The organism is Micromonospora craniellae, assembly GCF_014764405.1.
Taxonomy (GTDB): Bacteria; Actinomycetota; Actinomycetes; order Mycobacteriales; family Micromonosporaceae; genus Micromonospora; species Micromonospora craniellae.
Genome location: NZ_CP061725.1, coordinates 4,744,765 through 4,758,220 on the forward strand (window position 1 = coordinate 4,744,765; position 13,456 = coordinate 4,758,220).

General features: G+C 70.9%; 11 protein-coding genes. 5 read left to right on the plus strand and 6 right to left on the minus strand.

Translation table 11 applies throughout. The features are described from left to right. Window positions 1-690: 690 nt before the first annotated feature. Together otsB and ID554_RS21585 are read right to left on the minus strand one after the other, a co-directional pair. Window positions 691-3,252 (minus strand): trehalose-phosphatase, encoded by a 2,562-nt coding sequence (gene otsB / locus ID554_RS21580; protein WP_117230472.1) that lies wholly within the window; start codon window positions 3,250-3,252, stop codon window positions 691-693. Between the two features lie 41 nt (window positions 3,253-3,293). Further along, on the minus strand, window positions 3,294-4,694 hold the full coding sequence (locus ID554_RS21585) for an alpha,alpha-trehalose-phosphate synthase (UDP-forming) (protein WP_117230465.1): 1,401 nt from the start codon (window positions 4,692-4,694) through the stop codon (window positions 3,294-3,296). Between the two features lie 354 nt (window positions 4,695-5,048). On the opposite strand from ID554_RS21585, the gene ettA reads away from it, so the two are divergent. The 4 genes from ettA to ID554_RS21605 all read left to right on the plus strand — a co-directional run bounded on the left by ettA (window position 5,049) and on the right by ID554_RS21605 (window position 8,598). Continuing rightward, a complete protein-coding gene (gene ettA / locus ID554_RS21590) occupies window positions 5,049-6,725 on the plus strand; it encodes an energy-dependent translational throttle protein EttA (RefSeq protein ID WP_117230471.1) in 1,677 nt (558 codons plus the stop codon). A gap of 15 nt (window positions 6,726-6,740) precedes the next feature. After that, window positions 6,741-7,187: an acyl-CoA thioesterase gene (locus tag ID554_RS21595; RefSeq protein WP_117230464.1), complete on the plus strand. Its 447-nt coding sequence runs from the start codon at window positions 6,741-6,743 to the stop codon at window positions 7,185-7,187. Beyond that, window positions 7,184-7,882 (plus strand): serine/threonine-protein kinase, encoded by a 699-nt coding sequence (locus ID554_RS21600; RefSeq protein ID WP_117230463.1) that lies wholly within the window; start codon window positions 7,184-7,186, stop codon window positions 7,880-7,882. Before ID554_RS21595 ends, ID554_RS21600 begins: the two co-directional genes overlap by 4 nt. Window positions 7,883-8,013: 131 nt before the next feature. Then, window positions 8,014-8,598 (plus strand): type III secretion system chaperone family protein, encoded by a 585-nt coding sequence (locus tag ID554_RS21605; RefSeq protein WP_117230462.1) that lies wholly within the window; start codon window positions 8,014-8,016, stop codon window positions 8,596-8,598. A gap of 60 nt (window positions 8,599-8,658) precedes the next feature. Here the strand turns inward: ID554_RS21605 and ID554_RS21610 are convergent, their stop codons facing one another. The 3 genes from ID554_RS21610 to ID554_RS21620 form a co-directional block, all read right to left on the minus strand. Further along, complete coding sequence (locus ID554_RS21610; protein ID WP_117230461.1) at window positions 8,659-9,084, minus strand: globin; 426 nt, start codon at window positions 9,082-9,084, stop codon at window positions 8,659-8,661. Window positions 9,085-9,146: 62 nt separating this feature from the next. Continuing rightward, on the minus strand, window positions 9,147-10,502 hold the full coding sequence (locus tag ID554_RS21615; RefSeq protein ID WP_117230460.1) for an MFS transporter: 1,356 nt from the start codon (window positions 10,500-10,502) through the stop codon (window positions 9,147-9,149). Between the two features lie 222 nt (window positions 10,503-10,724). Continuing rightward, complete coding sequence (locus ID554_RS21620) at window positions 10,725-11,786, minus strand: mechanosensitive ion channel family protein (protein ID WP_223884182.1); 1,062 nt, start codon at window positions 11,784-11,786, stop codon at window positions 10,725-10,727. A gap of 245 nt (window positions 11,787-12,031) precedes the next feature. Here ID554_RS21620 and ID554_RS21625 point away from each other — a divergent pair, with 245 nt between their 5' ends. Continuing rightward, entirely contained in the window at window positions 12,032-12,565 is a 534-nt protein-coding gene (locus ID554_RS21625) for an HNH endonuclease (RefSeq protein WP_117230470.1), read from the plus strand. Window positions 12,566-12,619: 54 nt separating this feature from the next. Here the strand turns inward: ID554_RS21625 and ID554_RS21630 are convergent, their stop codons facing one another. Next, window positions 12,620-13,453, minus strand: coding sequence for a class F sortase (locus ID554_RS21630; RefSeq protein WP_117230458.1), 834 nt, complete (start codon window positions 13,451-13,453; stop codon window positions 12,620-12,622). Between the last annotated feature and the right edge of the window lie 3 nt (window positions 13,454-13,456).

Genomic DNA, 13,456 nt, shown 5'->3' on the forward strand with positions numbered 1-13,456 from the left:
CGCGAACGCCGTCAGGCGCTAGAGGACAAAGAGGGGGAATCCGACGCACCGCTCTCTCATGGGGGTCGAGACCGGCTCACGGCGTCGGGTCGATGCACAACCACCTGCCGGCTCGGGTCATTCCCGGGGGCACATCCGCAAGCCCTCACGGCGTCGGGACCAGGTATAACCACCGACCGGGCCGAGTCATTCCGACACCCGCCCGGCCACCCGCCGGGGCGGGGACCCTGCTCGGCCAGCCACCCCGATACAACACCCCCAACCCACCCCGGATTCCGCCCGCCCGCATCCGAGACCGGACATCCAGCACGCCACGGACGAAACCCCCTCCCGCTTCCCGGCTCGACCCGCCCGGCATCCCCTGTTGATCAAGAAGTTTTGGCCCTGACGACGCCGAGATCCCGACCAAAGGTCTTGATCACCGGGCGCTGCCGACCCAAAGTCCTTGATCACCGACGAATCCGGCCGAAACTTCTTGATCGGCGGCGAATCCGGCCGAAAAAGCTTGATCAACCGGGGGATGTCGGGGGCGGCCGGGTGACGAGGAGGGGGTGCGGGTCGGTTCGGGAGCCGTCCCGAGTCTGGCGGGCGGTGGGGAGTGGCGGGCGGCGGGGAGTGGCGGGCGGCGGCGGGAGATGGGGAGCGGCCGGAGACCAACTGTCTCCGGCCGCTCTGCCTGTCGTACGGGGGCTACTGCTTGAGCATGTTGTCCAGGAGTAGTGCGCACCGGATCACGCCGAGGTGGCTGTACGCCTGAGGGTGGTTGCCCAGGCCGCGCTCGGCGAGCGGGTCGTACTGCTCGGGGAGCAGACCGGTGGGGCCCGCCGTGTCGATCATCTGGAGGAACAGCTCCTCGGCGTCGGTACGCCGACCGGTGCGCAGGTATGCCTCGATCAGCCAGGACGTGCAGATGTGGAAGCCGCCCTCCCGCCCGGGCAGGCCGTCGTCCCAGTGGTAGCGGTAGACGACCGGGCCGCTGCGCAGATCCGCCTCGATCTTGAGCACGGTGGAGAGGAAGCGTGGGTCGTCGCCGGGCAGCAGCCCGGACAGGCCGATCCACAGCGACGAGGCGTCCATGTCCTCGTCGCCGTACGCGACGCTGTACGCCTCGGCGTGCTCGTGCCAGCCGTGTTCGAGCACGTTGGCGCCGATCCGGTCGCGCAGTTCCACCCACTCGGCGCGGTCCTCGCCGCCGTGCTGGCGCGTGACGTGCAACGCCCGGTCCACGGTCATCCAGCACATCACCTTCGAGAAGATGTGGTGCCGAGGAGGCAGGCGGGCCTCCCAGATGCCGTGGTCGGGCTCGTGCCAGCGGCGGCGGACCGCCTCGACCATGTTCTCCAACACCCGCCATTCCTCGGGGCGGACCGAGCCCCGGGCGTCGGCGGTGGCGGCGATCAGGTCGGCGATCGGGCCGAACACGTCGAGCTGGAGCTGGTGGTTGGCGAGGTTGCCGACGCGTACCGGCCGGGAGCCGGCATAGCCGGGAAGCGTGTCGATGACGGCTTCCGCACCCAGTTCGTACCCGTCGACGGTGTAGAGCGGGTGCAGCCGCTCGGGGTGCCCGCCGGTGCGCTCGACGCATCCGTCCACCCAGCGCAGGAACGCCTCGGCCTCGCTGATGGAGCCGAGGTCGACCAGGGCGCGGGCGGTCATCGCGGCGTCGCGCAGCCAGCAGTAGCGGTAGTCCCAGTTGCGGACGCCGCCCAGCTCCTCGGGGAGCGAGGTGGTCGCGGCGGCGAGGATGGAGCCGGTCGCCTCGTGGCAGAGCCCGCGCAGCGTCAACGCGCTGCGGGCGACCAGGTCCCGCGCGGTGGTCGGCAGGCGCAGCGAGGCGACCCAGTCCTTCCAGGGCCGTTCCGCGGCGGCCTGCCGTTCGTGGATCGGCAGCCGGTGGTGTTCGAGGCTGTGCGTACCGAACCGCAGCTCCAGCACGACCTGCCCGCCGAGCGCCGAGAGGTCGACCACCGCTTTGGCGGTCTCGTACCCGCCGTCGTTGCCGACCTCCCATTGCACGCCGGGTGAGTAGAGGGCGAGGGGTTCGTTGGACCCGAGCACCAGCAGGCCGTCGCCGACCGGCTGGAGCTGGACGGCGACCTGCGCGAACTCGGGCCGGGGGGCGAACTCGACGCGGACCCGGCCGGTGCCGGCGAGTACCCGGATCAGCGTCGAGTCACCGGAGATGATCGCCGGGCCGTCCGGGGTGGCCTTGGGGTCGGGCTTGTCGAGCCAGTCGGTGACGGTCAGCCCGGACCAGCGGGTCTCCACGGTCATGGTGCCGGACCGGTACCGCTGGCCCAGCGGGATGCCGCCGCGTTCGGGGGCGACGCTGAAGTGACCGGCCGGGCTGCCGCCGACCAGGTCGGCGAAGATCGCCGCCGAGTCGGGCTTGGGGTTGCACAGCCAGGAGACCTTGGCATCCGGCGTGAGGAGGGCGACGGTACGCCCGTTCGCCAGCATCGAGTGCCGCTCGATCGGCACCGCCCGCTCGCCGAACAGCCAGTGCCGCCGGGTCTCCAGGAGCAGTCCGAGCGCGCGGGCGGCCTCGATCGGCTCGCCCACCCGGTAGCCGGCCTTGGTCTCGCCGGGCCCGATCTTGATGCCGAGGTCGGGGCCGTGCAGGTTGCCGAAGGCGTTCTCGTCGGTGATGTCGTCGCCGATGAAGAGCACCGCGCTGGCGGAGAGTTGGGTGCGGAGCTGGTCGACCGCGGTGCCCTTGTGGGTGGCCACCACGGACAGCTCGAACACCTCCTTGCCCTGGGTGACCGTCACGTCCGGCCAGGTGGCGGGGCCGTTGCGGACCGCCTCGATGGCCGCGCCGGCGATCTCGGGAGCCACCCCTCGGGTGTGCACCGCGACGCTCGCCGGTTTGCGTTCCAGGCGTACGCCCGGGTGGGCCACGGCGATCTCGCGCAGCGCGTCGCGCAGTCGGGTGCGTACCGCGATCAGCTCGGGGGAGAGCCGTTCGACGAACCCGATGTCGAACTCGGAGCCGTGGCTGCCGACCAGGTGGACCTCGCTGGGCAGCCGGGAGAGCGCCGCCAGGTCGCGCAGCGCGCGGCCGGAGACCACCGCCACGGTGGTCTGCGGCAGTGCGGCCAGGGCGCGCACCGCCGCCACCGACTCCGGCAGTGGTACGGCTTTGCTCGGGTCCTCCACGATGGGGGCGAGGGTGCCGTCGTAGTCGCAGGCGACCAGGAGCTGGGGAACCCGGGCGATCCGGCCGATGGCGGACCGGAGCTCCGGGTCCATGGTGCCCGCCGCCGGGGTGATGATCTCGTTTGAGCCGGCGTTCACGCCGCCTCCATGTCAGGCACACCAAGTTCGGTGAGGAAGGACTTCGCCCAGTGCCCCACATCGTGGGTGCGCAGATGGCGTTGCATGGTCCGCATACGGCGACGAGCCTCCGGCTTCTCCACATGCACGGCCCGGAGCAGAGCGTCCTTGACTGCGTCCGGGTCGTGCGGGTTGCACAGGAACGCCTGACGCAGCTCGGTGGCTGCGCCGGCGAACTCACTGAGTACGAGTGCGCCCCCGTGGTCCGCCCTCGACGCGACGTACTCCTTGGCCACGAGGTTCATACCGTCTCGCAGTGGAGTCACCATCATCACGTCAGCGGCGGCGTACATCGCAGCCAGTTCGGTTCGACTGTACGACTGATGCAGATAATGCACCGCAGGCACACCGACCCGACCAAATTCGCCATTAATCCGACCAACCTCGCGCTCGACCTTGACGCGAAGTGCCTGGTAGTGCTCGACCCGTTCGCGGCTCGGCGTGGCGACCTGCACCATAACGGCGTCCGGAACTGTCAACTTTCCGTCAGCGAGTAGCTCGCGGAATGCCTTGAGTCGCAGCTCGATGCCCTTGGTGTAGTCGAGCCGGTCCACGCCGAGGATGATCGTCTTGGGGTTGCCCAGCTCCTCGCGGATCTCCTTGGCCCGGGCCTGGATCGCCGAGTCCGAGGCCAGCCGCTCCATCTCCTTGGTGTCGATCGAGATGGGGAACGCGCCGGCCTTGACCTGCCGGCCGTCCACCTGGATCATCTGGCCTTCGTAGCGCAGGCCGAGCAGGTGGCGGGCCAGCCGGACGAAGTTCTGCGCGGCCAGCCGCTGCTGGAACCCGACCAGGTCGGCGCCGAGCAGGCCGCGCAGGATCTCGGTGCGGAACGGCATCTGCATGAACAGCTCGATCGGCGGGAACGGGATGTGCAGGAAGAACCCGATCCGCAGGTCGGGCCGGAGTTCCCGGAGCATGGCCGGCACCAACTGGAGCTGGTAGTCCTGCACCCACACGGTCGCGCCCTCGGCGGCGACCTCCGCCGCAGCCTCCGCGAAACGGGCGTTGACCAGGCGGTACGCCTCGCGCCAACGGCGCTTGTAGGCCGGCGTCTCGACGGCGTCGTGGTAGAGCGGCCAGATGGTGGCGTTCGACTGGCCCTCGTAGTAGCGCTCCAGCTCCTCGGCGCTCAGCGGCACCGGGTGCAGACGGATGCCCTCCAGGTCGAACGGTTCGGGGGCCGCGCCGGTGCCGCCGGCCCAGCCGACCCAGGTGCCCTTGTGCTCGGCGAGGACGGGATGCAGCGCGGTGACCAGCCCGCCCGGGCTGCGTCGCCACTGCCTGCCCTCAGGTGTGCTCACCTCGTCGACGGGCAGTCGGTTGGCCACTACGACAAAGGAGCTACGGACGGTCACGATCGGCCACCTCCGGGTGCTGACGGGTCCACCGCGATGAGCGTACTGAGCGTAGCTGCGGCGTCTGTTCCCCCGTGCCGGAGTCACCTACCCTTCCCAGACTCCGTCAACCGTGAACGTGATCATGGTGACAGGGCCCTCGCCTGCCCCGACCTCCCGCCTCACCCGGTCGGCGGGGTTCGGGCGCGGTCGGTGGGCAGGCGGGGCGATGTGGGCGCGGGGCGGCGTACCTGTCAGGATTGACGACGGCGTGCGCACGGCCGGCTCCCGGCCGGTGGCGGCGGGCGGCGACACGGCCCGCGCCCCGCACCACAGACATTCGGCGATCGCAACCGACGGAGGGTGGCCCGTACCGTGGCCCAGTACATCTACGTCCTGGAAAAGGCGCGCAAGGCGCACGGCGACAAGGTCGTGCTCGACAACGTGACGCTGAGCTTCCTGCCGGGGGCCAAGATCGGTGTGGTCGGCCCGAACGGCGCCGGTAAGTCCAGCCTTCTCAAGATCATGGCAGGGCTGGACCGGCCGAGCAACGGCGAGGCCCGGCTGATGCCCGGCCACACCGTCGGGCTGCTGGCCCAGGAGCCGCCGCTCAACGACGCGAAGACCGTCCTCGGCAACATCGAGGAGGCGGTCGCGGACACCAAGGCCAGGCTGGAGCGGTTCAACAAGATCGCCGAGCAGATGGCCACGGACTACTCCGACGAGCTGATGGAGGAGATGGGCCGGCTCCAGGAGGAGCTGGACCACGCCGACGCCTGGGACATCGACTCCAAGCTCGAACTGGCCATGGACGCGCTGCGCTGCCCGCCGCCGGACGCCGACGTCACCACGCTCTCCGGTGGTGAGCGCCGCCGGGTCGCGCTCTGCAAGCTGCTGCTGGAGGCGCCCGACCTGCTGCTGCTCGACGAGCCCACCAACCACCTGGACGCGGAGAGCGTGCAGTGGCTGGAGCAGCACCTGGCCAAGTACGCCGGCACCGTGCTGGCCATCACCCACGACCGGTACTTCCTGGACAACGTGGCCGGCTGGATCCTGGAGCTGGACCGGGGCCGGGCCGTCGGCTACGAGGGCAACTACTCCACCTACCTGGAGAAGAAGGCCGCCCGGCTCTCCGTCGAGGGACGCCGCGACGCCAAGATGAGGAAGCGCCTCTCCGAGGAGTTGGAGTGGGTCCGCTCCAACGCCAAGGCGCGGCAGACCAAGTCCAAGGCCCGTCTCGACCGGTACGACGAGATGGCCGCCGAGGCGGAGAAGACCCGCAAGCTGGACTTCGAGGAGATCCAGATCCCGCCGGGCCCGCGCCTGGGCAACACCGTCATCGAGGCGCACAGCCTGACCAAGGGCTTCGGCGACCGGGTGCTGATCGACAACCTGTCGTTCTCGCTGCCGCGCAACGGCATCGTCGGCATCATCGGCCCGAACGGCGTCGGCAAGACCACGCTGTTCAAGACCATCGTCGGGCTGGAGCAGCCGACCGACGGCTCGGTCAAGGTCGGCGAGACCGTCTCGCTGTCGTACGTCGACCAGAACCGGCAGGGGCTGGCCGGTGACAAGTCCGTCTGGGAGGTCGTCTCCGACGGGCTGGACCACCTCATGGTGGGCAAGGTCGAGATGCCGTCCCGGGCGTACATCGCCGCGTTCGGTTTCAAGGGGCCGGACCAGCAGAAGCCGACCAAGGTGCTCTCCGGCGGCGAGCGCAACCGGCTCAACCTGGCCCTCACGCTCAAGATCGGCGGGAACGTGATCCTGCTCGACGAGCCGACCAACGACCTGGATGTGGAGACGCTGTCCAGCCTGGAGAACGCGCTGCTGGAGTTCCCCGGCTGCGCCGTGGTGATCTCCCACGACCGGATGTTCCTGGACCGGGTCGCCACGCACATCCTGGCCTGGGAGGGCGACGACGAGAACCCGGCCAGGTGGTTCTGGTTCGAGGGTAACTTCGAGGCGTACGAGAAGAACAAGATCGACCGGCTCGGTGCCGAGGCGGCTCGACCGCACCGGGTGACCTACCGCAAGCTGACCCGCGACTGAGCGGGGCGGATCGTCGTGGCTGACCGGTTCGTCTACCACTGCACCCTGCGCTGGTCCGACCAGGACGCGTACGGGCACGTCAACAACGCCCGCTTCCTCACGCTCTACGAGGAGGCCCGGGTCGCGTTGATGTTCGCCGGTGCCCAGGCACAGGGGATCGACTCGTTCACCAACGGCGTGGTGATCCGCCGGCACGAGATCGACTACCTGCGCCCGGTCGACTTCGCCCTGCACCGGGCCACCGCCGAGGGCGCGCCCACCGTCCGGATCGACCTCTGGGTGGAGCAGATCCGAGCCGCCTCCTTCACTATCGGCTACGAGATGTACGACGGTGAGCTGCTGGTCAGCCGGGCGCGTTCGGTGCTGGTGCCGTTCGACCTGACCCAGCAGGCGGCCCGGCGGCTGACCGAGCAGGAACGGGCCTTCCTGCTCGGTTACGCCCTGGACAGCGGGACACCGTGACCGGCGGCCCGGGCGGCGACACCGGTCACGGGATCGCCGACATCGCCGATGCGGGGGCGTTCCTGTCCCGGCTGGTCCGGTTGGAGAGCACCGCCCTGGTCCGGTTGCGGCCCGCCGGCCCGCCGGGGCGTACCGCCCTCTGGGCCCGGCTGCCGTGGGGCGTCCTGGCGGCGCGTACGGTGGCCGGTCCGGGGGCCGGAGACGCCACGGTGTCCGCCGGGAGCCTGCTGGCCGAACTGGCGGCCGGTGGGACCGCATTGCCCGCGCGATGCGACGCGCAGTGGCGTTGGGCGTTGCCGCCGGCCGGGAGCCGGTGGGTGGAGACGCTGCCGGGCGGGGAGTTGCGCCGGCTCGCGTCGGCGGCGGCGGGCACCCTGCGCGAGGCCGCCGCACACGGGGTGGCTGGTCGGGCGGTCGGGCAGCGGGCCCTGCGGGACGCTCTGCTGGACCACGTGGCGGTGGTGGTGACCCCGGACGACGAGCCTGCCCGTCCGGTGGAGGTGACCCAGCGATTGGTGCAGGGTCTGGTTCGGATGGGTTTCCTGGGCCCTGCCGGGAACTCGCCGGAATCGGGCGCGGTCCAGGTCCGTGCGGCTGGCCGATGGGTCGGACTGGTGGGACCGTATGGAGCCGTCTGGTCGCAGAAGGCCACGGATCTTGTCGTACGGCCCGCTGTGGCTCATGCGAACGGATGACCACCGGTCATCCTTCTGGCCAGGGGCTGCCGTTGGGGGGGTGCTTCGTTCCGGCTGTCCGGGTACCGTCCATCCTCGGATCCAACCCACCGTAGGCGACTGGATCCGCTGGGGAGTGAGGTGCGCGAGCGATGCCGTGGTGGTCATGGCGCCCCGGTCCCGCCAGTGGCGGTGACCCGGAAACTCGAAGCAGGATCACGGTGGAAGGTGCGGTCCGGGTCGGACCGCCTCCGCCCCGCCAACCGGGGGACGACCGCCCGGGCGGGGAGCATCCGTTGATCGCCGACATGCCGGCGACCGTCGAACCGGTCACCCTGGGCCGGGTCTGCGACGCGCTCGACCTACTCGACGTGCGCTATCTCGCCGACGGCGACGGCAACCTGTTGGCCATGTGGGAGCGGCACGCCGTGCTGGTCACCCTGGAGGGCCCGGAGGACGAGATCCTCGTGCTACGGGCCAGACCACACGCGACCGTGCCGCCGGACTGGGCGGACCGGGCCTACCGGGTGGTCAACGAGTGGAACCACACCCGGCGCTTCTGCAAGGCGTACGTCGGCGACGCCACCGAGCGTGGCCAGTTGCCGATCTACGCCGAGTTGCAGGTGCCGCTCGCCGCAGGGGCCCACGACGCCCTCCTGGTCGAGTTGCTCGACTGCGGAGCGGCGGTGGCCACCAGCTTCGTCGACTGGCTGCACGACGAGGGCGCGCTGCTCTGACTCCGACGCGTGCGGCCCGCCAACTTCAATGGCGGGCGCACCTCGGGCGGGGTGCACGCCTCACGCGGGCGCGGCCGGGTCCTCCATCGCGTTGACCATGAAGAAGGCCGCCCGCTCCAGGTAGTTCCAGAGCTCGGTCTCGATCGCCGGCGGCAGGTCGAGACTCTCGACCGCCCGGCGCATGTGCCGCAACCAGGCGTCGCGTTCGGCTGCGCCGATCCGGAACGGCGCGTGCCGCATCCGCAGCCGGGGATGACCCCGCTGGGTCGAATAGGTGTTCGGGCCACCCCAGTACTGCATCAGGAACAGCCTCATCCGGTCGGCGGCCGGGCCCAGGTCCTCCGGGTACATCGGCCGCAGCAGCGGGTCTGTGGCGATTCCGGCGTAGAACTCGTCGACCAGCTTGCGGAACGTGGGCTCACCGCCGACTGCCTCGAAGAGCGTGACCGTCTCGCCGTTGGGCTCGGACTCACCTGCGGGATTCACTGTTCCATCCTGCCAGGCATCATCGACCGTCGGCCCGACCGGGACGGCCCACCGGCGGTGGTTCAGCTCACCGCGTGCTGCGGAGCGCCCGGACCCACCTGCTCGGAGCCGGGTGCCTCGGAGGTGGGAGCGGCATTCGGAGCAGGACCGGCGCCAGCCCGCCGGGCCGCCTCGACGGAGGCGGCCACGGTCCGGTGGTCGGGCCAACGGAGAGCCACGATCGACATCAGCAGCACCCCCGCGATGCTCCACACCCCGACCACCACCGGGATCGGGAAACGCTCGGCGAGCAGCCCGGTCACCAGCACCGCGGCGCCCTGGATCACCTGGACGCCGGTGGCCATCACACCGAAGGCCCGGGCCCGGAAACCGTCCGGCAGGGCCTGCACGAAGAGTCCGTTGGCCACCGGCAGCATGCCGGCGACCGCGAACCCGGAGATGGCGGCGAGCAGGGCCACCATCAGCGGCGACGGGTCGAGCAGCGACGGCACCAGGGCCAGCGGCGCGAAGACGGCCAGCGGTCGCAACAGGGCCAGTCGGCGGGCCGGTGCGACGAGCCGCCCGATCAGCAGGCCGCCGAGGATGAAGCCGAGCGGGTGGGAGGCCATGATCACGGCCTGCGCCAGGCCGGGGTTCATGTCGCCCGCGCTCTCGTTCGCCCAGGCGGCGGCGAGCCCCTCGGGCACGATCGAGAAGAGCATGGCGCTGAAGACCAGGACGGCGATCGCCCGCAGCACCGGCGTCCGGAAGACCATCCGGAAGCCGTCGGCGGTTTCGCGCAGCAGGTGGCTGCGGTGGTCGGGGGTCATCGCCGGCGCCCGGTCGCGGACGCCGAGCCGGACGAGCAGCGCGGAGAGCGCGAAGGCCGCCGCGTTCATCAGCAGCGCGGCGGTCGGGCTCACCGTCGCCACGACGGCGCCGAGCAGGTAGCCGACCACCTGGGCGGCCTGCCCCACACTGGCGTTGATCGAGAGCCCGACGACGAGCCGGTCGCCGGGCAGGATCAGCGGCATCAGCGCGGACCGGGCGGCCTGACTCGGAGGGTTGGCCAGAGTGGTGGCGAACAGCAGCGCCAGGATCACCGGCACCGGTATCCCCGGGATGGCGATGAGCAGCATCAGCGACATGCGGATGAGGTCGCAGACGACCATGACCTGCCGGTAGCGGTGCCGCTCGGCGACGGTGGCCAGCAGGGGCCCACCGATCAGCCAGGGCAGGTAGCTGACCGCGAAGGCGGCGGCGGAGAGCGCGACGGACTGGGTCGTCCGGTAGACCAGGAGGGTGACCGCCGCCTTGGCGACGTAGTCGCCTATCCATGTCAGCGTGTTGGCCGCGAAGACGGCGCGATACTCACTCTGGGCGAAAACTTCACGGAAGGTGGCCGGCCCTTCCGGAGAAGGTCGCTCGTCGGACACCATCGCCTCCATCGTCCCGGTGGCGGGCCACTCGTGATGGCCAGCCCGGAACCATCGTCAGATCTGCGGATCAGCGAGGACGTGACCGCGCTTGGTAGCGCGTGAACCGGATTCTGCCCGATCGTCTGACAACTGGCTAGGGTGAACGGGTGGACGGTCGCATCTCCGACTGAACGAACGGACGATACCCGAGGGGCCACTCGGCCGCGACCCCCGTCGCCCGGCTCAGGTGGCGCCCCCCTGGCCGGTCTCGCTCTCGGAACGATTAGGTAGCCCCGGGTAGAGCCGGCCGGCCGCGATCCGTGCCGTGATGCCGGAGTTCTCCAGCGCCTCGGCGAGCCGGCGGCGCAACTCCCGGCCGACGGCGAACTGCCCCTCGGCGGTGGTCTTCACCACGGTGCGGATCACCGTGCCCTCCACCGTCACCTGCTCGATGCCGAGCACCTCCGGCGGCTCCACGATCGACTGCTCCAGCTCCGGATCGACCGCGACGGAGGCGGCGGCGGTCCGCAGCACCGCCATCGCCTCCTCGGTGCCGGCGAAGCCGATCGGCAGGTCCACCACCACCAACGCCCAGCCCTGGCTCTTGTTGCCGACCCGGACGATCTCGCCGTTACGGATGTACCAGAGCACACCCCGGCCGTCACGCACGGTGGTGACGCGCAGCCCGACCGCTTCGACGACACCGGTCGCCTCGCCCAGGTCGACGTTGTCGCCGACCCCGTACTGGTCCTCCAGGAGCATGAAGAGCCCGGCGAGCAGGTCCTTCACCAGGCTCTGCGCGCCGAAGCCGAGGGCCACACCGGCGATGCCCGCGCTGGCCAGCAGCGGTGCCAGCTCGAAGCTGAACTCCTTGAGCAACATCAGCACCGCGATGCCGTAGATGAACGCCGTGCTGATGCTGCGCAGCACCGAGCCGATCGCCTCGGCACGCTGCCGGCGGCGTTCCGGCACGAACTCGCCGGGTTCGGCGGTGGCGGTCGGGATGCGCTCGCGCAGCGGGCGGAGCATGGTGGGCACCCCGGCATCGCTGGTGGTGCGGACCAACCGGCGGATCGTGCGGTGCACCAGCCATCGGGCGGACATCGCGAGCAGCAGGATCAGGATGATCCGCAGCGGCTTGATCAGGATCCAGTAGCTGCCCTCGGCGAACCAGACCGAGTCGGAGAGCTTCCAGACCCACTGGCACACGACCTCGTCCAGACACTCCGGGCTGGGCGTCTCGTCCGTTTCCGGCGGTCCCGGGGTGGGCGTGGGGACAACGGTGTGAAGGTTGCTGATGGTCACCCTGTGTTCGTACCGCAACCGCCCGGCGAGTACACCGCCGCCCCACCGGAACGGTGACGCCGGATCCGACCGGCCGGGAAGCCGCCCCTGCTACCCAGGATTAGTGCGTGCATTCGCGGTTCCGATCAGGGACTATTGGCGCAACGGACGTCGGTGATCCGGCCGGCGTCGACATGGTGTAGGGCTGTGTCCGGCACCGGTCGGCGGTGGCGAGTTGGCTGCCGCTTGACCGGGAGGGTGACCCGATGCCTGACATACGACCCACGGTGGGCTCCGGCGCGCTGGTTCTCAACGCCACCTACGAGCCGCTGTGTGTCGTGTCGGTACGCCGTGCCGCGATCCTCGTGCTCTCCGCCAAGGCGGTCTGTGTCGCCGACGGCGAGGGCATCCTGCACAGCGCCCGCAATGCGCTCCCGGTGCCCTCGGTCGTCCGGCTCACCCGGTTCGTCCGGGTGCCGTACCGCACCCACGTCGGCCTTTCCCGCCGGGCGATCTTCGCCCGGGACGGCTGGCGCTGTGCCTACTGTCGGGGGCCGGCCGAGACCATCGACCACGTCTTCCCGCGCAGCCGGGGCGGTCGGCACGCCTGGGAGAACGTGGTCGCCGCGTGCGCCCGCTGCAACCACAGCAAGGGCGACAAGACCCCGGCCGAGATGGGCTGGCGGCTGCACTCCCCGCCGGCCGCCCCGAGAGGGATCGCCTGGCGGGTGCTCGGGCACCGCGCACCCGACCCGCGCTGGGCCGACTGGCTCGACCTGCGCGAGCCCGAAGCCGCCTGAGCCACGGGCCCGAGGCTGCCCGGCCGCGACGCCCGCTGACCGACCGCCGGCCGGTCAGCGGGCCTGCACCAGCGAGGCGAACACGATCACGTTGTCCGCGTAGCCGGTGTCGCCGCCGACCCAGCGCCCACCGCACGTGATCAGCCGCAACTGGGGCCGGCTGAAGTCGCCGAAGACGTCGTCCGCAGGCAACTGCTCCTTGTCGTACCGGCCGACGCGCTCGACCTCGAACACCGCGACCGAGCCGTCCGAGCGGGCCACCTCGACCCGGTCACCGGCCCGCAGTTCCCGCAGGTCCTGGAAGACGGCCGGGCCGGTGCTGGTGTCGACGTGCCCGACGATGACGGCCGGGCCGTACTGGCCGGGAGTGGGGCCCTGGTCGTACCACCCGGCCTCCTGGGCCCGCTCGGCCGGCGGGGCGGCGACGCTGCCGTCCGCCGCGATGCCGACGTTGTGCACCGGCGCCGCCAGGTCGATCTTGCCGATCTGGATGCTGACCGGCTCGCTCGCCGACAACAGCGGATACTCCTTCGGCGGGCGGGCCAGCCCGGCGATGAACCGGTCCGGCAGCAGGTTCACCCCGGTCAGTCGCTCGACGCCGAGCATCGTGACGATCAGCAGCATCAGCGAGCCGATCACCAGGACCGGCACACCGGGACTGTGACGGCCGTACCGCCACCTTCGGCCGACCTGCCGGCGCCCGGGTGGCAGCGGCGGAGCCGCCGGGTCGGGCGTGCTGACGCTGGCCGAACCCATCTGCGCGGCGACCCGGCCCAGCCGGCCCAGCGCCGTACCCACCACCCGGCGCCAGGCGCGAGGCACCCGACGGGCGGTGGTCCGGCGTGGGCCCGGACCGGGTTCCGGCGCGGGTACGCGAGGGCCGCTCATCGT

What these genes read in the sequence shown, in the direction of transcription:
- otsB (WP_117230472.1), bottom strand. Translation starts at nt 3,252, where the DNA reads ATGGACCCGGAGCTCCGGTCCGCCATCGGCCGGATCGCCCGGGTTCCC.
- ID554_RS21605 (WP_117230462.1), top strand. Translation starts at nt 8,014, where the DNA reads ATGCCGTGGTGGTCATGGCGCCCCGGTCCCGCCAGTGGCGGTGACCCG.
- ID554_RS21615 (WP_117230460.1), bottom strand. Translation starts at nt 10,502, where the DNA reads ATGGTGTCCGACGAGCGACCTTCTCCGGAAGGGCCGGCCACCTTCCGT.
- ID554_RS21625 (WP_117230470.1), top strand. Translation starts at nt 12,032, where the DNA reads ATGCCTGACATACGACCCACGGTGGGCTCCGGCGCGCTGGTTCTCAAC.
- ID554_RS21630 (WP_117230458.1), bottom strand. Translation starts at nt 13,453, where the DNA reads ATGAGCGGCCCTCGCGTACCCGCGCCGGAACCCGGTCCGGGCCCACGC.